At 75.9% G+C, this 20,661-nt stretch carries 16 protein-coding genes; 11 read left to right on the forward strand and 5 right to left on the reverse strand.

The window, feature by feature from the left end; all coding sequences use genetic code 11:
- Positions 1-50: 50 nt before the first annotated feature.
- The 5 genes from K7640_RS26775 to K7640_RS26795 all read left to right on the forward strand — a co-directional run bounded on the left by K7640_RS26775 (position 51) and on the right by K7640_RS26795 (position 4,785).
- Positions 51-1,220, forward strand: a complete 1,170-nt coding sequence (locus K7640_RS26775; RefSeq protein ID WP_222957702.1) for a CapA family protein — start codon at positions 51-53, stop codon at positions 1,218-1,220.
- Between the two features lie 62 nt (positions 1,221-1,282).
- Positions 1,283-2,059 (forward strand): endonuclease III, encoded by a 777-nt coding sequence (gene nth / locus K7640_RS26780; RefSeq protein ID WP_222957703.1) that lies wholly within the window; start codon positions 1,283-1,285, stop codon positions 2,057-2,059.
- Positions 2,056-2,853, forward strand: a complete 798-nt coding sequence (locus tag K7640_RS26785) for a TlpA disulfide reductase family protein (RefSeq protein WP_222957704.1) — start codon at positions 2,056-2,058, stop codon at positions 2,851-2,853. Before nth ends, K7640_RS26785 begins: the two co-directional genes overlap by 4 nt.
- Positions 2,850-3,548: a CoA pyrophosphatase gene (locus K7640_RS26790; protein ID WP_222957705.1), complete on the forward strand. Its 699-nt coding sequence runs from the start codon at positions 2,850-2,852 to the stop codon at positions 3,546-3,548. Before K7640_RS26785 ends, K7640_RS26790 begins: the two co-directional genes overlap by 4 nt.
- Before the next feature lie 58 nt (positions 3,549-3,606).
- On the forward strand, positions 3,607-4,785 hold the full coding sequence (locus tag K7640_RS26795) for a MarP family serine protease (RefSeq protein WP_222957706.1): 1,179 nt from the start codon (positions 3,607-3,609) through the stop codon (positions 4,783-4,785).
- Positions 4,786-4,999: 214 nt separating this feature from the next.
- Here the strand turns inward: K7640_RS26795 and K7640_RS26800 are convergent, their stop codons facing one another.
- The 4 genes from K7640_RS26800 to eccCa all read right to left on the reverse strand — a co-directional run bounded on the left by K7640_RS26800 (position 5,000) and on the right by eccCa (position 12,087).
- Positions 5,000-5,725, reverse strand: a complete 726-nt coding sequence (locus K7640_RS26800) for a phosphatase PAP2 family protein (RefSeq protein WP_222957707.1) — start codon at positions 5,723-5,725, stop codon at positions 5,000-5,002.
- Positions 5,726-5,755: 30 nt separating this feature from the next.
- A complete protein-coding gene (locus K7640_RS26805; RefSeq protein WP_222957708.1) occupies positions 5,756-6,562 on the reverse strand; it encodes a phosphatase PAP2 family protein in 807 nt (268 codons plus the stop codon).
- 133 nt (positions 6,563-6,695) lie between these two features.
- A complete protein-coding gene (gene mycP / locus K7640_RS26810) occupies positions 6,696-8,063 on the reverse strand; it encodes a type VII secretion-associated serine protease mycosin (RefSeq protein WP_374198129.1) in 1,368 nt (455 codons plus the stop codon).
- A gap of 85 nt (positions 8,064-8,148) precedes the next feature.
- The gene (eccCa, locus tag K7640_RS26815; protein WP_222957710.1) at positions 8,149-12,087 is read right to left on the reverse strand and encodes a type VII secretion protein EccCa; all 3,939 of its coding nucleotides are present in this window, start codon (positions 12,085-12,087) and stop codon (positions 8,149-8,151) included.
- A 100-nt stretch (positions 12,088-12,187) separates the two neighbouring features.
- Here eccCa and eccD point away from each other — a divergent pair, with 100 nt between their 5' ends.
- Complete coding sequence (gene eccD / locus K7640_RS26820) at positions 12,188-13,588, forward strand: type VII secretion integral membrane protein EccD (RefSeq protein WP_222957711.1); 1,401 nt, start codon at positions 12,188-12,190, stop codon at positions 13,586-13,588.
- A gap of 57 nt (positions 13,589-13,645) precedes the next feature.
- Here the strand turns inward: eccD and K7640_RS26825 are convergent, their stop codons facing one another.
- Positions 13,646-14,152 carry an inorganic diphosphatase gene (locus K7640_RS26825; protein WP_222957712.1) on the reverse strand — a complete coding sequence of 169 codons (507 nt, stop codon included), beginning with the start codon at positions 14,150-14,152 and terminating at the stop codon, positions 13,646-13,648.
- Positions 14,153-15,014: 862 nt separating this feature from the next.
- Here K7640_RS26825 and dacB point away from each other — a divergent pair.
- From dacB to K7640_RS26850, 5 genes are all read left to right on the forward strand, one after another.
- A complete protein-coding gene (dacB, locus tag K7640_RS26830; protein ID WP_374198130.1) occupies positions 15,015-16,433 on the forward strand; it encodes a D-alanyl-D-alanine carboxypeptidase/D-alanyl-D-alanine-endopeptidase in 1,419 nt (472 codons plus the stop codon).
- Between the two features lie 70 nt (positions 16,434-16,503).
- Positions 16,504-17,571, forward strand: a complete 1,068-nt coding sequence (locus tag K7640_RS26835; RefSeq protein ID WP_222957714.1) for a zinc-dependent metalloprotease — start codon at positions 16,504-16,506, stop codon at positions 17,569-17,571.
- 11 nt (positions 17,572-17,582) lie between these two features.
- Positions 17,583-18,596, forward strand: coding sequence for a tRNA lysidine(34) synthetase TilS (gene tilS, locus K7640_RS26840; RefSeq protein ID WP_222957715.1), 1,014 nt, complete (start codon positions 17,583-17,585; stop codon positions 18,594-18,596).
- 10 nt (positions 18,597-18,606) lie between these two features.
- Positions 18,607-19,011 (forward strand): hypothetical protein, encoded by a 405-nt coding sequence (locus K7640_RS26845; RefSeq protein ID WP_222957716.1) that lies wholly within the window; start codon positions 18,607-18,609, stop codon positions 19,009-19,011.
- A 9-nt stretch (positions 19,012-19,020) separates the two neighbouring features.
- Complete coding sequence (locus tag K7640_RS26850) at positions 19,021-20,649, forward strand: gamma-glutamyltransferase family protein (protein ID WP_222957717.1); 1,629 nt, start codon at positions 19,021-19,023, stop codon at positions 20,647-20,649.
- Positions 20,650-20,661 lie beyond the last annotated feature (12 nt).

The raw sequence follows: 20,661 nt of genomic DNA on the forward strand, positions 1-20,661 counted from the left end.
GGCCGTTCGGTCGTCGTCACCGTCCGGCCCGGCCGGTAGGGTCGCGGGCGATGCCCGCAACCGCCCGCCTCCGCTCCCGCCGCCGGCTGACCGCCGCGCTGACCGTGCTCGTCGTCGCGCTGCTCGCCGCCGGCTGCGGCGACGACCCGCCGTCGGAGTCCGTCTGGCAGCCCGGCCCCGGGGCGACCCGGTCGGCCGGCTCCGCCGCGCCGACGCAGTCCCCGGCCGAGTCGGCCGGCCAGGAGCCGGAGAAGGCGATCTCGCTCGCCGCGACCGGCGACATCATCATGGGCAACGCGCCGTCCCGGCTGCCGGCCAACGGCGGGAAGGGCTTCTTCGACGACGTCGCCAAGGCCCTCAAGGCCGACCTGGTGATGGGCAACCTGGAGGAACCGCTCACCGAGGACACCGGCACCGGCAAGTGCGGTCCCAACCCGACCAACTGCTACCAGTTCCGGGCGCCCCCCGGCTACGCCGCGCACCTGCGCGACGCCGGCTTCCACCTGCTCAACCAGGCCAACAACCACGGGTACGACTACGGGGAGCGCGGCTACGCCAACACCCAGCGCGCCCTGGAGGAGCACGGGCTCGAGCACACCGGCGCGCCCGACCAGATCACCGTGGTGGACGTGCAGGGCGTCAAGGTCGCGGTGGCCGGCTTCTCCTCGTACGTCTGGTCGAACAGCCTGGTCGACATCGACGCCGCCCAGCAGGTGATCAAGAAGGCGGCCGGGATGGCCGATCTGGTCGTGGTGCAGGTGCACATGGGCGCGGAGGGGTCGGACAAGACCCGGGTCAAGCCGGGCACCGAGACGTACCTCGGGGAGAACCGGGGCGATCCGGTGCGGTTCTCGCACGCCATGATCGACGCGGGCGCCGACCTGATCGTCGGGCACGGACCGCACGTGCTGCGCGGGATGGAGTTCTACCAGGGCCGGCTGATCGCGTACAGCCTCGGCAACTTCGCCGGCGGCGGGAAGTCGCTGCGCAGCGACGGCCGGCTGGGCTGGGGCGGCGTGCTCAAGGTGTCGCTGCGCCCGGACGGCAGCTTCGCCGGCGGCTCCTTCACCTCCACCCGGATGAACTCCACCGGCAAGCCGGTGACGGACGACGCCGGCCAGGGGCTCGGCCTGGTCAAGGAACTCAGCGGGAAGGACTTCCCGGACACCGGCCCCCGGTTCACCTCGGCCGGGAAGATCAGCCCACCGGCGGCCGGCTGAGCGCGTCCCCACGGGCGTGGGGCCGGGGCCGACGGTCGTACCGGCGACGTAGGCTGGCCGGCGTGACCATCAGCTCCGAGACGGCCCTCGGCCGTACCCGCCGCGCCCGGCGGATCGGCCGGGCACTGACCGAGGCGCACCCCGACGCGCACTGCGAGCTCGACCACTCCAGCCCGCTGGAGCTGGCCGTCGCGACCATCCTCTCGGCCCAGTGCACCGACAAGAAGGTCAACGAGGTCACCCCCAAGCTCTTCGTCCGCTACCCGAGCGCCGCCGACTACGCCGGGGCGGACCGGACCGAGCTGGAGGAGCTGATCCGGCCGACCGGCTTCTACCGCAACAAGACCGACTCGCTGATCAAGCTCGGTCAGGCCCTCGTCGAGCGGTACGACGGGCAGGTGCCCGGCAAGCTCGCCGACCTGGTGACCCTGCCCGGCATCGGCCGCAAGACCGCCAACGTGATCCTCGGCAACGCGTTCGGGGTTCCGGGCATCACCGTCGACACCCACTTCCAGCGGCTCGTCGGGCGCTGGGGGCTGACCACGCAGACCGACCCCGTCAAGATCGAGCACGAGATCGGCGCGCTCTTCCCGAAGCGGGAGTGGACCATGCTCTCGCACCGGATCATCTTTCACGGCCGGCGGGTCTGCCACGCCCGCAAGCCCGCCTGCGGGGCCTGCACGCTGGCCAAGCTCTGCCCGTCGTACGGCACCGGGCCGACCGAGCCGGCGCTGGCCGCGAAGCTGCTGAAGGGCCCCCGGGCCCGGGACCTGGCGGCCGCCGCGGGCGTCGACCCGGCGCTGGTGCCGCAGCAGGCGGTCGTGGCGGAGGTGCCGTGAACCGCACGCTCGTCACGCTGCTCGTCCCGGTGCTGCTGCTGGCCGGCTGCACCGCCACCGAGCCGGACCAACCGGCCGGGCCGTCCGCCCGGGCCGAGCGGCCGTCACCGTTCGCCGACTGCGCCGGGCTGACCGCCCCGCCGGCCCCGACCGGGCCCGCCGAGCCGACGGGCACCACGCCCCCGGGGCCGTCGGCCGGGGCGGTGCCGTCGGGTGGGGCCGTGCCGTCGGGTGGGGCCGTGCCGTCGGGTGCGGCCGGGGCACCGTCGGCCGGTGCCGGTGCCGGTGCCGGTGCTGGTGCTGGGGCGGCGCCGGTCGTCGGCACGCCGTCGGGTGGGGCCGTGCTGCCGGACGGTGGGGCCGGGACGGGCGAGCCGCTGCCCGACCTGAGCCTTCCCTGCTTCACCGGCGGCGCGCAGGTGGCGCTGCGGGACGTGACCGGGCCGGCCGTGGTCAACGTCTGGGCCTCCTGGTGCCCGCCCTGCCGGGCCGAGCTGCCCGCCTTCCAGCGGCTCAGCGAGCGCACCGCCGGCCGGCTGCACGTGCTCGGCGTGAACAGCCGGGACCGCCGCGCCGGCGCCCAGTCCATCGGCGAGGACTTCGGCGTACGGTTCCCGATGCTGGTCGACCAGGGCGACGCGGTGCAGCGGGAGCTGCGGCGCAACGCCATCCCGCTGACCGTGTTCGTCGGCGCCGACGGCCGGGTCCGGCACGTCGACACCTCCGGTGCGCTCGACGACACCCGCCTCGCCGAGTTGGTCACCCGCCACCTCGGGGTACGGGTGGCCGCGTGACCCGTACCCCACCACCCTGGATCGACCCGCTGCTGCGCCGGCTCGGCACCGCCCGCGCCGAGGACTTCACCCAGCTGACCACGCCCGAGCAGGGCGGCCGGGAAAGCGCGGTGCTGGTGCTGCTCGGCGAGGAGCCGACGGCCGGCCCCGACCTGCTGGTCCTCCAGCGCGCCGCCACCCTGCGCAACCACGCCGGCCAGCCAGCCTTCCCCGGTGGCGCGGCCGACCCGGAGGACGCCGACGCCCCGGCCACCGCGCTGCGCGAGGCGAACGAGGAGGTCGACCTCGACCCGGCCAGCGTCACCGTCCTGGCCGAGCTGCCCAAGCTCTGGATCCCGGTCAGCGACTTCGTGGTCACCCCGGTGCTCGCCTGGTGGCACGCGCCGCACCCGGTGCACCCCCGGGAGCCGGCGGAGGTGGCGCACGTCGCCCGGTTGCCGATCGCCGAGCTGGTCGACCCGGAGAACCGGATGCGGGTCCGGCACCCCAGCGGCTGGATCGGTCCCGCCTTCTCGGCGCGCGGGATGCTGGTCTGGGGCTTCACGGCCGGGGTGATCGCCACCCTGCTCGAGATGGGCGGCTGGGCCCGCCCGTGGCCCCGGGACCGGGTGATCGACCTGCCGCCGGTCGGGGCCACCCCGGCGCCCTCCGCGGGCACCGACGAGGTCGACGAGATGGCCGGCCCGCTGACCTGACGGTCACGTTCGGCAAGCGGTGGGCGCGGCCCGGGCGGGCTCCCCGTACCCTTGATCCGTGTCCGCCGTGGATCTCGTCCTGCTGCTGCTCATGCTCGTGTTCGCGATCAGCGGATACCGGCAGGGCTTCGTCATCGGAGCGCTGTCGTTCTCGGGTTTCTTCCTCGGGGCGCTGCTCGGCCTCCAGGTCGGCCCGCTGATCGCCCGGCAGTTCGCGGACACCGGCACCCGGGTGCTGGTCTCCCTGGTGGCCGTCTTCGGCCTGGCGGTGATCGGCCAGGCGCTGGCTGGCTGGCTCGGTTCCAACCTGCGCGCCGCGATCACCGGCGCCACCGGCAAGACCATCGACGACATCGGCGGGGCGTTCGTCTCGCTCTTCGCGGTCATGATCGTGGCGTGGCTGGTGGCGGTGCCGCTCGGCTCGTCGTCGGTGCCCTGGCTGGCCGCCTCGGTCAAGAACAGCGCCCTGCTCAACGTGGTCGACCGGGTGCTGCCCGACCAGGTGCAGCAGCTCTCCACCGCGCTGCGCGACACCGTCGACACCAACGGCTTCCCCGAGGTCTTCAAGGGCCTCGGCCGCACCCAGGCCCGGCAGGTCTCCCCGCCGGACCCGACGCTGGCCGGCTCCGAGGTGGTGGCGAACAGCCAGCGCGCGGTGGTCAAGGTGCTCGGCTCCGCGCCCAGCTGCTCGCGCCGGATCGAGGGCTCCGGTTTCGTGTACGCCGACGACCGGGTGATGACCAACGCGCACGTGGTGGCGGGCACCCGGTCCGTCGCGGTGGAGCTGCGTGGCGACCGGTACGACGGTGAGGTGGTCGTCTACGACCCCGACCGTGACCTGGCCGTGCTGCGCGTGCCGGGGTTGCCCGGGCCGTCCCTGCGGTTCGCCGCCGGTCAGGCCGGCGTCGGGGCCGACGCCATCGTCCTCGGGTTCCCGCTCGACGGCCCGTACGACGCCCGCCCGGCCCGGATCCGGGACGTGGACCGGATCACCGGCCCGGACATCTACGCCTCGGGGGACGTCACCCGGGAGATATACACCATCCGGGCGCTGGTGCGCAGCGGCAACTCCGGTGGCCCGCTGGTGGCCTCCAACGGGCTGGTGCTCGGGGTGATCTTCGCGGCGGCGGCGGACGACCCGAACACCGGCTTCGCGGTGACCGCCGCCGAGGCCCGCCCGGTGGCGCTGGCCGGCGCGGAGCGCACCCGGGCGGTGGCGACCGGCGACTGCACCTGACCGTCCCGGGCCCCGTTGTGCTCGGGGGTTGGTGCGCCCGTTGGGGTCGGGCCGTGGGCGCGGTTCGCCGCAATCCGGCCTTTCCCCGCGCGTTGAAGCGCCCACTCGCCGCAACCTGGGGTCGTGCGTCTCGGGGTCGTGCGTCCTGAGGGGCGTGTAGCTGGGAGGCGTGCGCCTGGGGCGCGCTGCTGGGGATCGCGCCCCAGGGGTGGGGTCAGCTGCCGGCGGGGGCGGGGGCCTCGGCGACGTCGCCGTCCGGCCGGCCGATCGACGGCAGCTTCGCCCGACCCCACTTCACGCTGCGATCCAGGACCGCGCGCGCCATGATCACCACACAGGTGCCGCCGTTGAGGAACGAGGCGACCACGTCGCTGGGGTGGTGCATGCCGCGGTACATCCGGGTCAGCGCCACCCCGATCGGCACCAGCAGCAGCGACCAGCAGGCCACCTTTGCCACGGTGCTCTTGGCCCGCAGCGCCAGCAGCAGCGCGATGCCGACATAGAGGGCGACCGCCGCCGAGGTGTGCCCGGACGGGAAGCTGGAGGTCGGCGGGGACACATCCATGTGCGAGACGGTCGGCCGCTTCCGGTCGATGGCGATGGTGGTCAGCAGGAACACCAGCGCCTGGGCGCTGACCGCGGCACACAGGAAGAGCGGCTCCCGCCAGCGGTGCAACACCAGCCGCAGCACCAGCGCCACCAGCACGGTGACCACCACGATCAGTTGGGTGCTGGCCAGCGTGCTGAACACCAGCGACACGTCGTTCCAGCCGCCGGTCCGGTCGCCGGCCAGCTCCCGGTTCACCGCGTCCTCGACGGTGAACGGCCAGCTCCGGGTGAGGACCTTGGTGACCAGCAGCCCCAGCCCCACCATCGTGGCGAGCAGCAGGGCGATCGGCAGCAACACCCGCCGGGCGACGTGGACCGCGACATCGGACATGAGCCGCCCTTTACCCCGGGGGGTGGGTAACTACGCCACGTCCCGGCCGCCGGTGGCGTTCGGGCTGTCGGCGAGTTCCGGTTCGACGCCCTCCCGGGCCGTCCGTACCGGCCGCCGGCCGACCTGCCGCCGCCAGGTGGTGAAGGCCGACGCCGTCGCCACGATCACCGCCACCCCGAGCAGCCAACCGCCGAGCACGTCGCTGGCCCAGTGCACCCCCAGGGCGATCCGGCTGAAGCCGGTGGCCACGGCGATCAGCAGGGCCACCGTCCAGAGCGCCAGCTTCGCCCACCACCGGTCGCGGGCGTACGGCAGGAGGACCAGCAGCAGCACCCCGGCGAACAGGGTGGCGTTGAGCGCGTGCCCGGAGGGGAACGACCAGCCGGCGGCCCGGGCCACCGGGTCGAGCAGTTCCGGGCGGTGCCGGCCGACCAGGAGCTTCAGCACGGCCCCGAGCAACGCGCCGACGGTCATCGTGGTGACCACCCAGAGGGCGAGCCGGCGGGCCCGCCGCCACAGCAGCCAGAGCACCCCGACGAGCGCGACGAGCCGCAGCGGCGTCGGCCCGAACACGTCCGTCCACCAGCTCATCGCCCGCACCCAACCGGGGTGGGTGAGGGCGTAGCCGTGCAGGGCGTCGGTGACCGACCGGTCCAGGTCGTGCAGGGGTGGCCAGGCGGTCAGCACCAGCAGCATCAGCAGGGCGAACGGCACCAGGACCAGGAACGCGGCGGTCGCGGCCAGGGTGAGGCGCAGGCCCAGGGAGTGCTGCCGGTCGAGCCGACGGCGCCGCCACGACGGGGCCGGTGTGGTGGTGTGCGATCGGGGCGCGGACATGTCGGAGGTGCTACCCAGTCGAGCGTCGGCTAAGGCCTGCCCCGGCTCGGCGCCGGTCGGCGGGCCGTGGCCGGTCGGTGGCTCGTGGCCGGTCGGCGGGCCGTGGCCTGCGGCCGAGTCCGGGACGGGTCGGTCACCCACCCCACTGCCGGAAGCGACGGACGATCAGCGCGGACCCGGTGACCAGGGCGACGAAGAGGGCCAGGCCGGTCCAGAGTCGCTCCGGGTCGGCGCCGTTCCCGCCACCGCCCGCGTGGATCGTCCAACCGGCCCGCTGTCGCGGCGCGGCGAAACCGAGCGGGTCGGACCCGGAGCCCGCGGCCCGCACGTCCTGCGCGGAGCCGGGGGCCGCGCCGAAGCCGACGACCGCCGGGGTCTCGTTGTTGTCGAGCGGGTTGCGGCCCACCTTCGGGACCTCGGTGGTGAGCGCCGCGACCGGGTCCACCAGGCCGTAGCCGAACCGGTCGTCGCGGCCGAGCGGCCCGAGGTCCCGGGCGGTCTGCAGCAGCCGGTTGACCACGTCGCCGGCGGACATCTCCGGGTAGCGTGCGCGGACCAGAGCGGCGGTGGCGGCCACCAGCGGCGAGGCGAAGCTGGTGCCCTGCACCCGCCAGTAGGCGTCCGGGGGGCGCGCGCCGACCAGTTGGGTCGCGGGCGCGGCCAGCACCGTCTCCTGGCCGGTGATCGACCCGGACCAGAGGTTCGCGCTGTCCCGTTCCAGGCCGGCCACGGCCAGCACGCCCGGCTCGCGGGCCGGGTACCAGACGTCGGGGGAGGTGGAGGTGGCGACGTTGCCGGTGCAGGCGACCACCACGACGTCCCGGGCGAAGGCGTAGTCGATCGCCGCGGCGAGGGCGGGGCTGTTGCCGCTGCCGCCCAGGGACAGGTTGATCACCCGGGCGCCGTTGTCGACCGCCCAGCGGACCCCCTTCGCCACGATCATCGCGTCGTCGTAGCGGTTCTCCTCGTCCAGCACCCGCACCGGGAGGATCTTCGCGTCCGGGGCGAGGCCGACCACCCCGCGCTCGTCGTCCCGGCGACCGGCGATCAGCCCGGCCACGGTGGTGCCGTGGCCGACCGGGTCCGGCTCGGCGCCGCCCGGGGCGACCAGATCGATGCCGGGCAGCACCTGGCCGGCCAGGTCCGGGTGCGATCCGTCCACCCCGGAGTCGATGACGGCGACCGTGACGCCCTTGCCGGTCGAGGTGCGCCAGGCCGTCTCCGCCCGGAGTTCGTCGAGCTGCCACTGCTCGTCGCGGATCTGGTCGAGCCGGCGCGGGTTGTCCACCGGGGCGACGGCGAACGGTGCCGTGACGCCCTCCCGGGAGGCCGTCGCCGCGACCGGCGCGGCCACCCGCCACCCCTCCGGAGCGGACCGGTGCGGCGCCGCCTGCGCCGCGGTGGGCGTGCCGGCCAGCGAGACCACGGCCAGCGCCCCGAGCAGCGTCCGCGCGGCGGGACGCCGGGGCGCCGTCGGGCGGCGGTGCCGAAGACTGGTCACATTCTCAGCCAATCATCGCGACGGACACATGCTGGGAGAGATTACCGGGTTTCCCGCCCGCGACGGGGAAATCCCGGGACACCGGTCATCCGGGCGGGAGGTGTGCCAGTTGCACCAGCCGTACGCCGTCGCGGCGGGTGACCAGCCGACCCCGGCCCGGCGGCAGCGGTCCGGGGCGGACCGACCCGACCAACTGGCCCTCCTCGGGGCTGCCGTCCATCACCAGCCCGGCGGTGGCCAGTTCCCGCAGCCGCTGCACGATCGGCTCGTACTGGGCGCGGCCCGCGCCACCGGCCCGGCGGGCGAGCACCAGGTGCAGGCCCACGTCCCGGGCCTGGGGGAGGTATTCCTCCAGGGACCGCAGCGGGTTGGCCGGGCCGTTGGCGACCAGGTCGTAGTCGTCGACCAACACGAACAGCTCCGGCCCGGACCACCAGGACCGGTCCCGCAGTTGTGCCGGGGTCACCTCCGGCCCGGCGATGCGGCGTTGCAGGTAGCCGGCCGCCGACTCGATCAGGTCGGTGGTGTAGGCCGCCGCGCTGCCGTAGCCGATCACGTGCGGCAGCTCCTGCAACTCCATCAGCGCGCGCCGGTAGTCGACCAGGATCACCCGGGCCTGGTCCGGGGTGAACCGGGTGACGATCGAGGTGGCCAGGGCGCGCAGGAAGGACGACTTGCCGCACTCCGCGTCGCCGAAGACGAGGAAGTGCGGCTCGGCGGCGAAGTCCAGCTCAACCGGGCGCAGGTCCGCCTCCGCGATGCCGACCGGCAGCCGGAGCCCGGCCGACGCCGACAGGTCCAGCTCGGCGTAGAGCAGCACCGGCGGCAGCAGCCGCACCGGCGGCGCCACCGGCCCGGACCAGGCGGCGGCGACCGCGTCGACCAGGTCCGCCGGCTCCGCACCGAGACCGGTCACCCGGGGCAGCGCGGTCAGGAAGTGCAGCTTCTCCGCGGTCACCCCGCGCCCCGACTCGTCCGGGACGTTCGCCGCCGCCTGCCGGTTGGCGACCTGTGAGTCGGACGGGTCGCCGAGGCGCAGCTCGACCCGGGAGCCGAACAGGTCCCGGATGGCCGGCCGGAAGTCCGTCCAGCGCACCGCGCTGGCCACCACGTGCACCCCGTAGGACAGGCCACGGGTGGCCAGGTCGGTGATCAGGGGCTCCAGGTCGTCGTACTCGCCGCGCAGGGTGCTCCAGCCGTCGACAACGAGGAAGACGTCGCCGTACGGGTCGGCCGCGCCCGGCGCCGCCCGCCGCCGTCGCCAGGCCGCCATCGACTCCACGCCCAGCTCCGCGAAGCGGCGTTCCCGCCCGGCGAGCACGGCGGCGACCTCGCCGACCGTGCGGCGCACCGTGGTCGGGTCACGCCGGCCGGCCACCCCGCCCACGTGCGGCAGGCCGCGCAGGGTGCCCAGCCCACCGCCGCCGAAGTCGAGGCAGTAGACCTGCGCCTCGGCCGGGGTGTGGGTGAGCGCCAGCGCGCAGACCAGCGTGCGCAGCAGGGTGGACTTTCCGCGCTGCGGCGCGCCGACCACGGCCACGTGCCCGGCGGCGCCCTCCAGGGCCAGCCAGAACAGGTCCCGCCGCTGTTCGAGCGGCCGGTCCACCAGCGCCACCGGCACCTGGAGGGCGCCGTGCAGCTCGGGGTTGCCCACGGTGAGCCCGCGGACCGGGTCGGCCGCCACCGGGCCGAGCAGGTCGTCCAGGGTGGGCGCCGGGCCCAGCGGGGGCAGCCAGACCTGGTGCGCGGGTGGCCCCTGCCCGGCCAGCCGGTCGACAAGCGTGTCGAGCAGGGTCGCCCCGTCCGCCGGGCCGGCGGTGAGCTCGGCCGGGCCGACCGGCTCGGGCGGCGGGACGTGGTGGGTGGTGAAGGCGAGCAGTCGGGGCGTACCGGCCGGGCCGGCGCCGGCCCCGACCGGTCGGCGGACCGGCCCGGAGACGTACGTCGCCTTGAACCGGATCAGCGGGTCGGTGCCGAATCGCAGGTAGCCGTGCCCCGGTGAGCGGGGCAGCTCGTGGGCGTCCGGCACGCCGAGCACCGTGCGGGACTCCAGGGCGGAGAACGTCCGCAGCCCGATCCGGTAGGACAGGTGGGTGTCCAACCCGCGCAGCCGGCCCTCCTCCAGCCGCTGCGAGGCCAGCAGCAGGTGCATGCCGAGCGACCGGCCCACCCGTCCGATCTGGACGAACAGCTCGATGAAATCCGGCTTGGCGGCGAGCAGCTCGGAGAACTCGTCACAGATCAGCAGCAGGGACGGCAACGGGGCGAGCGGGGTGCCGGCGGCCCGGGCCCGCTCGTAGTCGCGCAGGCTGGCGTAGTTGCCGGCCCGGCGCAGCAGCTCCTGCCGGCGGAGCACCTCACCGTTTATCGCGTCGACCATCCGGTCCACCAGCGGCAGCGCGTCGGCCAGGTTGGTGATCACCGCGGCGGTGTGCGGCAGCCGGTCGAAGCTGGCGAAGGTGGCGCCGCCCTTGAAGTCGACCAGGACGAAGTTGAGCTGCTCGGAGCTGTGCGTGGCGGCCAGCCCGAGCACCAGCGCGCGTAGCAGCTCCGACTTACCGGAGCCGGTCGCGCCGATCAGCAGACCGTGCGGGCCCATCCCGTCCTGGGCGGATTCCTTCAGGTCCAGCTCGACGGCACCGCCGTCGGCGCCCACCCCGATCGGCACCCGCAGCCGGTCCCGCGCGGACCGGGGACGCCAGCCCTGCTCGGCGGTGAAGCTCTCCGGGTCGCCGAGGCCGAGCAGCTCCGGCAGGCCCGGCTCGGCGCCGGCCGGGCCGTCCGCGCCGCGGACCGCGGCGGCCAGCCGCAGCGGCGCCAGCCGGCGGGCCACCGCCTCCGCCTCGACCAGGTCCAGCCGGTCGGCGGTGCCCACCTCGGCGTGGCCGTCCGCGGAGGACGAGTGCAGCCGCTCGCCGCGCAACTCCAACAGCAGCGCGTACCGGTCGAGCAGCCGGGGCGGTGGGGTGTCCAGGTCGACGACCGTGACGGCGTCGATGCCGCCGTCCCCGGTCAGCTCGGTCGCCCCGGTCAGGTCGCCGCCGTCGAGGACCACCACCACGTGCGGGCCGTCGGTGGCCGGGCCGGCCGGGCTGAACCGGGACCGGCTCGCCAGCACGTCGTCGAGCAGCCGCTCCAGCTCGGCGGCGGAGCTGGTGACCAGGCGCACCGGCCCGAGGGCGTCGGTGCGGGTGGGGTGGTGGGCGTGCGGCAGCCACTTCACCCACTCCCACCGGGCCCGCCGCTCCGGCCCGGCGCAGACCGCGACGAGCAGCTCGTCCGGGGCGTGGAAGACGGCGAGCTGGGTGAGCATCGCCCGGGCCAGCGCCGGGGCGGAGGCACCGCCGCCGCCGGGCCGGGCGCCGCCGTCGCGGACGAAGACCCGGGCGAAGCTGCGCAGCGACAGCGCCACCGGCAGCTCCGGCACCACCGAGTACGCGTCGAGGAACCGGCGCAACGCGCCGGCGGTCATCGGTTCCAGCTCCTCCAGCGGCCGGGTGACCGGCGGGACCAGCGGGGTGGCCAGGGTCTGCGGGCCGACGCCCACCCGGACCACCGCGAAGTCGGGGTCGTCCGGGCGGCGTTCCCACACCCGGTGGCTGTGCACGGTGGACCACAACCGGCCCGGGTCGGGGTGCCGGTAGTAGAGCCCGGCGCGCTGCCGGCCGGCGGTCTGCCGGACCCGACGGCGCAGCGCGGTGAGGTGTCGCAGGTATTCCCGGCGGGCGGCCATCATCTCCGACCGGCGCGGCGTCCCGGCGGCGCTGCCCCACGAGGTCACCAGCATCGCCAGCGAGGAGAGGCCGAACATCCCGCCCACCACGTACGAGTAGGCGCCGCCGCCCCGGCCGAACATCATCGCCATGGCCACCGTCCCGCCCAGCATGGGCAGCACCATCAGCGCCTGCTGCCACCGCCCGCCGGTCACCGAGGGGATCTCCGGCGGCGCGTCGACGGGCAGCTCGCCGGCCGGGATCTCCGGTGCCGGCCGGCGGGGCGGCCGCTTGATGACGACGGTGGACACGCGACCTCCTGGGTAGCTCTCGGTAACCCGAGCCTGGCTCATGGTAGGTAAAGTCCTGTCGTCCGCGCAGCCACCGTTACCGCGATATGGAGACAACTGGATGACAACGGGGTTGGCCCGGGTCACCATCAGCGCGCCCCAGCGGCGGGTGGACGTGGCCCTACCCGAGCAGACACCCCTGGCCGAGCTGCTGCCGGAGGTGCTGCGGCATGCCGGTGAGGGGCTCGCCGACGACGGTGAACGGCACGGCGGCTGGGTGCTGCGCCGGGCCGACGGCGCGGTGCTGGCCGGCGCGCAGGCGCTGCTGCCGCAGGGGGTGCGCGACGGCGAGGTGCTGCACCTGGTGCCGGCCCGCGCGCAGTGGCCCGAGCTGGAGTACGACGACGTGGCCGAGGCGATCGCCGACGGCGCGCGCCGCCGGGGCAGCGCGTGGTCGGCCCCGGCCACCCGGGCCGCCACCCTGGTCGGGGCGGCCGTCCCGCTCGCCGTCGGGCTGCTCGCCGTGCTCGCCGCCGGGCCGCGGCAGCCCGCCGGGGCGCCCGTCGCGGCGGCGGTGGCGCTGCTGCTCACCCTCGCCGGCACGGCCGCCTCCCGGGCGTACGCGGACGGTCCGGCCGGCGCCACCCTCGGCGGCTACGCGCTGCCGTGGGCCGCGGCGGCCGGGGCGCTCGCAGTCGGCTCCGGCGACCGGGTCGGCCCGTTCGGGCCGCTGGCCTGGCTCGGCGCCGCCGAGTTGCTCGCCGGCTCGGTGACGCTGCTGCTGGTCGCGGTGCTCGGGTTGATCGGGGTGGCCAGCCGGCTGCGGGTCTTCGTGGCCGGCGCGACGGTCGGCCTGGTGGGCGCGCTCGCCGGGGCCGGTGGGCTGGCGCTCGACGCGGCGGGGACCGCGGCGGTGCTGCTCTGCCTGCTGGTCTTCGCGCTCGGGGCGATGCCGCTGCTGGCCATCCGGCTGGGCAAGGTACCGCTGCCGCCGGTCACCCTGCCGTCCGGCGAGCCGGACGACTCCACCGGGACGCGGGACCTGCCGGACCGGGGGCGGGTACACGCGGCGGTGGCCCGGACCGAGGAGATGCTGACCGGGATGCTGCTGGGGCACGCCGTGCTCGCGGTCGCCGCCGTGGCGGTGCTGACCAGCGCGGGTGGCCTGGCCGGCCGGCTGCTGGTCGGGGTGGTGGCGGCGGTGCTGCTGCTGCGTTCGCGGCTTTTCGTCGCGGTGCGGCACCGGGTGCCACCGGTCACCGCCGGCCTGGCCGGGTTCGCCGTCCTCGGTGGGGTGCTCGCCGCCGGAGCCGGCCCCGGCGGGCGGCTCGTCCTGGCCGTCGGGGGGCTGGCGTTGGCGCTGGTCACCGTGGCCGCCGGCAGCACGTACGCCCGGCGGCCGGTGTCGCCGTACGTCGGTCGGGTGGCCGACCTGGCCGACACCGCGCTGGTGGTCTCCGTGGTGCCGGTGGCCTGCGCGGTGCTGGACCTCTACGACCGGGCCCGCGGCCTGCTCGGTTGATCGCGGACGGACCGGGCCCGGGTCGGCGTGCGACCCGGGCCCGGTGACGTCCGTGGCTCAGTGCAGCGTCTCGCCGCGCTCCTCGGCCTCCCTGGCGCGCCGGTACGACGCGGCGATCTCGGCCTCGGCCTCGACCCGGCCGACCCAGGTGGCGCCCTCGACCGACTTGCCCGGCTCCAGGTCCTTGTACACCTCGAAGAAGTGCTGGATCTCCAGCCGGTCGAACTCGCCGAGGTGGTGGATGTCGCGCAGGTGCTCCTGGCGCGGGTCCTCGTAGGGGACGCAGAGCACCTTGTCGTCGCCGCCCTTCTCGTCCGTCATCCGGAACATGCCGATGGTGCGGCAGCGGATCAGGCAGCCGGGGAAGGTCGGCTCGGGGACCAGCACCAGGGCGTCCAGCGGGTCGCCGTCCTCGCCCAGGGTGCCCTCGATGAAGCCGTAGTCGGCCGGGTACTGCGTGGACGTGAAGAGGGTGCGGTCCAGCCGGATCCGGCCGGTCGCGTGGTCCACCTCGTACTTGTTGCGGTGACCCTTGGGGATCTCAACCGTGACGTCGAAATCCATCTTCCACGCTCCCTCGTTTGCCCACGCTGGCTAACGGAACCAGTGGCGCCGCTCCCGGACGGGTGAATGTAATCCCGCCGGCTCCGGCCGCCGCATAGTGTTCGGACCGAAGTAGTGTCACCCAAGGTGCTTTCGTGCGGGGGAGGAGGGGGTCGTGGGGAGGGAAGATTCACACTACCGCCCGGAGGGGGTTGACGGGCGGCGGTTCGACGGACCCGGCTCCGGTGACCGCGATGGCCGCTTCCCGAATCGGGACGCGCCGCCCCCGGCGCGCCCCCGCCCGGCCTCCGGCGGCCCCGGCCGTGGCGCCGGCACCGTGTACGGCGGCGCTCCGGCGGCCGGCCAGGCCGGCCCCGACGGTTACCCCGCACCGCCCGCCGGCAGCTACGGCGCGCCGACCGGCCCCCACGGTGCGCCCTCCGGCGGCACCTACGGTTCCCCGTCCGGCGGCACCTACGGGTCTCCCACCGGCGGCACCGCCGGGTCCCCGCCTGGCGGCAGCCATGGATCGCCGCCCGGGGGCACCTATGGTGCGGCGTCCGGCGGCACCTACGGCTCCCCGTCCGGCGGCGGCTACGGTTCGCCCGCCGGTGGCGGCTACGGTGCCCCGGCCGGCGGCTACGGACGGTCGGGGGGACCCGGTGCGACCCCGGTCAGCCCCGCCCCGACCGGCGCCGCCCCGGTCAGTCCCGCCCCGGCCGGCCGGGGCAACCCCGCCGGCCGTCGACCCGACGACCGCTTCCCAACCCTGGACCCGCCGCGGTCGGCGGCGGGCGGTACCCCGGCGGCCGGGACCGCGGTCGTCGCGCCGCCCGGCGCCGCGCAGCCGCCGGCCCGCCGGCGCCGGGCGCTGCCGCTGGCCGTGCTCGCCACCGTGCTGCTGCTCGTCCTCGCCGGGGCGGGGCTCTTCGTGGCCCGTCCCGGCCCGGTCGCCGGCTGGCTGGGCGAGGGCGCCCCGGAGCCGACGGCGAGCCCGGTGCCGCCCGAACCGGACCCGCAGGCGGTGCTCGCCGCGTTCGACCCGAACGCCCCGGAGCCGACCCCGGCCGGGGTACGCGCCGCGCTCGCCGCGCTGGTGGGTCAGCCCGCGCTCGGCAGCCGGGTGAACGTGTCGGTGGCCGACGTGGCCACCGGAAAGTCGCTGTACGCCAAGGGCGAGGACGCCCCCACGGTGCCCGCGTCGGTGACCAAGTTGGTGACCGCGGTGACCGTGCTGGAAGCGCGCGGGCCGGCGTACCGGATTCCGACCCGGGCGGTGGCCGGGGCGGCGCCGGGCGAGGTGGTGCTCGTCGGCGGCGGCGACCCGACGCTGGCCGTGGACGGCAACGGCTTCTATCCGGGCGCGGCCCGCCTGGACAACCTCGCCAAGCAGGTACGGGAGGCGCTGGGCGGCACCGCGCCGACGAAGGTCACCGTCGACTCGACGCTCTTTCCCGGGCCGGTGCTCGCGGCGGGCTGGGACGACGACATCCCGGTCGGCGGGTTCGGCGCCCGGATCACCGCCCTGATGACCGACGGCGCCCGGGTCGACCCGGTCTACGCCCGTAAGCACCACGAGGAGACCAACCACGCCGCGGAGCGCTCGCCGGCGCCGGACCTGCTCGCCGGCCGGGCCTTCGCCAAGCTGCTCGGCGTGCCCGCGGAGAAGGTCGGCAAGGGTACGGCCCCGGCCGCCCCGGCCAGCCCCGCCGCCGACAGCGCGGCCCCCGGCTCCGAGTTGGGCAAGGTCGAGTCGCTGCCGGTCATCCGGCTGGTCGACATCATGATCAGCGACAGCGACAACGTGATCGCCGAGGCGCTGGCCCGCCAGGTCGCGCTGGCCAAGGGCAAGCCGGCCAGCTTCGCCGGCGCCGGGGCGGCGATGGACGCGGTCGCCGGTGAGCTGGGCCTGCCCGCCGGCGAGCTGGACCTCTCGGACGGTAGCGGCCTGTCCCGGAAGAACCGGATCAGCCCGTCGCTGCTGACCGAGCTGCTCACCCTGGCCGGCAACGGGCGCCATCCGGAGCTGGGCGCGATCTTCGGTGGCCTGCCGGTCGCCGCCTGGTCGGGCACCCTGGACGAGCGCTACCAGGGGGCGGCCACCAGCGCCGGCGCCGGGGTGGTCCGGGCGAAGACCGGCACGCTGACCGGGGTGCACGCGATCGCCGGCCTGGTCACCACGGCCGACGGCCGGCTGCTCACCTTCGCCGTGCTCACCGACCAGACCGTCGGTTCCCTCGACGACACCCGCCAGGCGTTGGACCGGATCACCTCCGCCCTGGCCACCTGCGGATGTCGCTGACCCGGCGGCCCCGGGGCAGCGGGAACGGCGGAGGACGGGTGGGGTGTCGCCGCGCGGGTACCGTGGGGTCATGGCGCAGTTCGTGGACTGGGATCTGGCGGCCGCGACGGCGGGGGCCCTGAGCAAGTCGGGCCCCCGGGTCTCGTACGCCGAGGCCACCGAGGTCGTCGCCGACCTGCGGCGGCTGACCGACGAGGCGGCCGGGCACGTCGCCGACTACACGGGGCTGCGCTCGCAGGTGGCGCACCCGCCGGTGCGGGTGGTCGACCGGCGGGACTGGGCGGCGGCCAACATCGCCGGGCTGCGCGAGGTGATCAGCCCGCTGGTCAGCCGGCTCTCCAAGGACAAGCTGCCCGGCCCGGTGACCGAGGCGATCGGCTCGCGGCTGACCGGGGTGCAGGCCGGCACCGTGCTGGCGTACCTGTCCGGCCGGGTGCTCGGCCAGTACGAGGTCTTCTCCGGCGACCCCGGCCAGTTGCTGCTGGTCGCGCCGAACATCGTCGAGGTGGAGCGGAAGCTCGGCGCCGACCCGCGGGACTTCCGGCTCTGGGTCTGCCTGCACGAGGTCACCCACCGGACCCAGTTCACCTCGGTGCCCTGGATGCGGGCCTACTTCCTGGGCGAGGTGCAGGCGTTCGTCGACGCCTCGCAGAGCAGTGAGCACCTGCTGGAGCGGCTGCGCCGGGGCGTGGCCACCCTCTCCGACGCGGTGAAGGACCCGGAGAGCCGCACCAGCGTGCTGGACATCGTGCAGACCCCGGCGCAGCGGGCCGTGCTGGACCGGCTCACCGCGTTGATGACGCTGCTGGAGGGGCACGCCGAGTTCGTGATGGACGGCGTCGGCCCGCAGGTGATCCCGAGCGTCGAGTCGATCCGCGCCGCGTTCAACCGCCGCCGGGAGTCGGGCAACCCGCTGGAGAAGGCGATCCGCCGGCTGCTCGGCATCGAGGTCAAGATGCGCCAGTACGCCGAGGGCCGCAAGTTCGTGCACGGGGTGGTGGACCGGGTCGGCATGGCCGGCTTCAACAAGGTCTTCGACTCGCCGCTGACCCTGCCCCGGCTGGAGGAGTTGGGCGACCCGGACGCCTGGGTGGCCCGCGTGCACGGTCCGGCCGGCGGCATCCCGGCCGCCGACTGAGCCGTACGCCCGTGGCCGCCCTCGCCCCGCCGGTCGCCGCGGTCCGGGTCGCCGTCCGCCGGTCGCTGGCCGGCCTGCCGGCCGGCGGGACCGTCCTGGTGGCGTGCTCGGGTGGGGCGGACTCGTTGGCGCTCGCCGCCGCCACCGTCTTCGTCGCGCCCCGGCTCGGGCTGCGACCCGGCCTGGTCACCGTCGACCACGGCCTGCAACCCGGCTCCGCCGAGCGGGCCGCCGAGGTCGCCAAGTGGGCCACCGGCGCCGGGCTGGACCCGGTCGAGGCGGTGCCGGTGACCGTCGCCGGCCGGCCGGGCGGCCCCGAGGCGGCCGCCCGCGAGGCCCGTTACCAGGCGTTGGTCGCCGCCGCCCGGGAGCACCGGGCGGTCGCCCTGCTCACCGGCCACACCCGGGACGATCAGGCGGAGACGGTGCTGCTGGCGCTGGCCCGGGGCGCCGGCCCGCGCGGCCTGGCCGGGATGCCGGAGCGCCGGGAGCTGTCCGGGGTGCCGCTGCTGCGCCCGCTGCTGGACGTGGGCCGGGAACAGACCCGGGCGGCGTGCGCCGCGCTCGGGCTGGTGCCCTGGGACGACCCGCACAACGCCGACCCGGCGTACACCCGGTCCCGGGTCCGGCATGACCTGCTGCCGCAGCTGGCGCGGGTGCTCGGGCCGGGGGTGGTGGCGAACCTGGCCCGTACGGCCCGGCTGGTCGCGGCGGACACCGCGGCGCTCGACGAGTTGGCCGCCACCGCCCTGGCGACCGCCCGGGCCGACGGGGGCGGGCTGTCGGTGGTGGCGCTCGCCGAGCTGCCGCCGGCGGTACGCACCCGGGTGCTGCACGCCTGGGCCCGCGAGCTGGGCGCGCCCCCGGCCGCGCTGTCGCACCGGCACGTCGGCGCGCTGGACGCCCTGGTGACCGACTGGCACGGCCAGGGCGCCGTGCACCTGCCCGGCGGCCTGCGGGTGGCCCGCCGCACGGGCTGCCTGTCCGTGGCGCGCGGGGCGGATGCCGGCGCCGATCCGGCGTAGCCTCACGGGCATGGACACCCCGGCGCCCCGCGTGCTCGTGATCGGGCTCGATCCGCACCGGGTGCCCGGGCCGTGGGACCCCGCGCCGGTGGCGGCGGCCATCGAGGCTGGCCGGAACCGGTTCCGGGAGCACCGCGTGGGGGCGGAGTTCTGCCTGGTCGGTCTCGACGGCAGCGACGACGTCCCGACGGTGGTCACCGCCGCCCTCCGCGCGCGGCACTGGGAGTGCGTCGTGATCGGCGGAGGGGTACGCCACCAGCTGGATCTGTTCGAGCAGGTGGTCAACCTGGTGCACCAGCATGCTCCGGACGCGGCGATCGCCTTCAACGCGACCCCGGACGACACCTTCGAGGCCGCCGCGCGCTGGGTGGAGGTACCCGGCCGGCCGTCGACCGGGAGCCGCGGCACGCGGTAGACATGGCGGATGGCGTACCCCCGGATGGCGCTGCACGCCCCGCGCGGCGCGGTGGCGACCAGCCACCCGCTCGCCGCGGCCACCGGCCTGGCGGTGCTGCGGCGCGGCGGCAACGCCGTCGACGCGGCGCTGGCCATCGCGATCGCGCTGACCGTGTTGCAACCCCCGTCGAACGACATCGGCGGCGACCTGTTCGCCATGGTGTGGGACGGCGAGCGGCTGCACGGGTTGAACGGCTCCGGCCGCTCGCCGGCCGGACTGACTCGGGAGGTGGTGCACGCCGCCACCGGGCGTCGGGAGGTCGCCCCGGTGGACGCGCTCGGCGGCGGGCAGGCCACCGGGCCGGCGCTGCCCGCCCGCGGTTGGCTGCCGGTGACCGTGCCCGGCGCGCCGGCCGGCTGGCGGGACCTGCACGAGCGGTTCGGCTCGCTGCCCTTCGCCGACCTGTTCACCGACGCGATCGGATACGCCGAGCACGGCCACCCGGTGTCGCCCGGCGTCGCCGCCGCCTGGGCCCGGGCGCTCGCCGCACCCGGCGACCCGGCGGGCGAGGAGTTCGCCGAGTTCGGCCGGGTGTTCACCGTCCACGGCGCGGCGCCGCGGGCGGGTCAGCGGTGGCGCAACCCGGACGCGGCGCGGACGCTGCGCCGGATCGCGGCGACCCGGGCGGCGGACTTCTACCACGGCCGGATCGCCGCCGAGCTGGACGCGTACGCCGCCCGGACGGGCGGGCTGCTCACCGGCGACGACCTGGCCGCGCACACCTCGACCTGGGTGGAGCCGCTGGCGGTGGGCTACCGCGACCACCAGGTGTGGGAGCTGCCGCCGAACGGGCAGGGGCTGGCCGCGTTGCTCGCACTGGGTGTGCTGGACGGGGTGGACCCGGCGGCGCTGTCCCCGGTGGAGTGGCTGCACTGGCAGATCGAGGCGGTCAAGCTCGGCTTCGCCGACGCGCACGCGTACGTCGCCGACCCGCAGCGGGCGGCGGTGCCCACCGCGGCGCTGCTCGACCCCGGTTACCCGGTGGCGCGGCGGGCGCTGGTGACCGGGCGGGCCGGCGCCCCGGCGGCCGGTGACCCGGAGCGGGGCGGCACCGTCTATCTCTGCGCGGCCGACCCGGGCGGGATGATGGTCAGCCTGATCCAGTCGACCTACCTGGCGTTCGGTTCCCGGGTGGTGCTGCCCGGGTACGGCTTCGCCCTGCAGAACCGGGGCCTCGGCTTCCGGCTCGATCCCGGCCATCCCAACGTGGTGGGGCCGGCGAAACGGCCGTTCCACACGATCATCCCGGGCTTCTTGTCCCGCGACGGCGTGCCGGTGGGGCCGTTCGGGGTGATGGGCGGGCACATGCAGCCGCAGGGGCACGTGCAGTTGGTCTCGGCGCTGCTCGACGGTGGGCTGGACCCGCAGGCGGCGCTGGACGCGCCGCGCTGGTACTGGCACGCCGGCCGCGCGGTGCTGGTCGAGCCGGAGCTGGGCGGGGAGCTGGTCGCCGGGCTGCGGGCCCGGGGCCACCAGGTCACGGTGGCGGCGGAGCCGGCCGTCTTCGGGTACGGCCAGGCGATCCTGCGGCGGCCCGACGGCGGGTACGTGGCGGGTTCGGAGTCCCGCGTCGACGGCGCGGCGCAGGGCTTCTGAGCCGGCCCCGGG

Source organism: Micromonospora sp. PLK6-60 (assembly GCF_019890675.1).
Taxonomy (GTDB): domain Bacteria; phylum Actinomycetota; class Actinomycetes; order Mycobacteriales; family Micromonosporaceae; genus Micromonospora.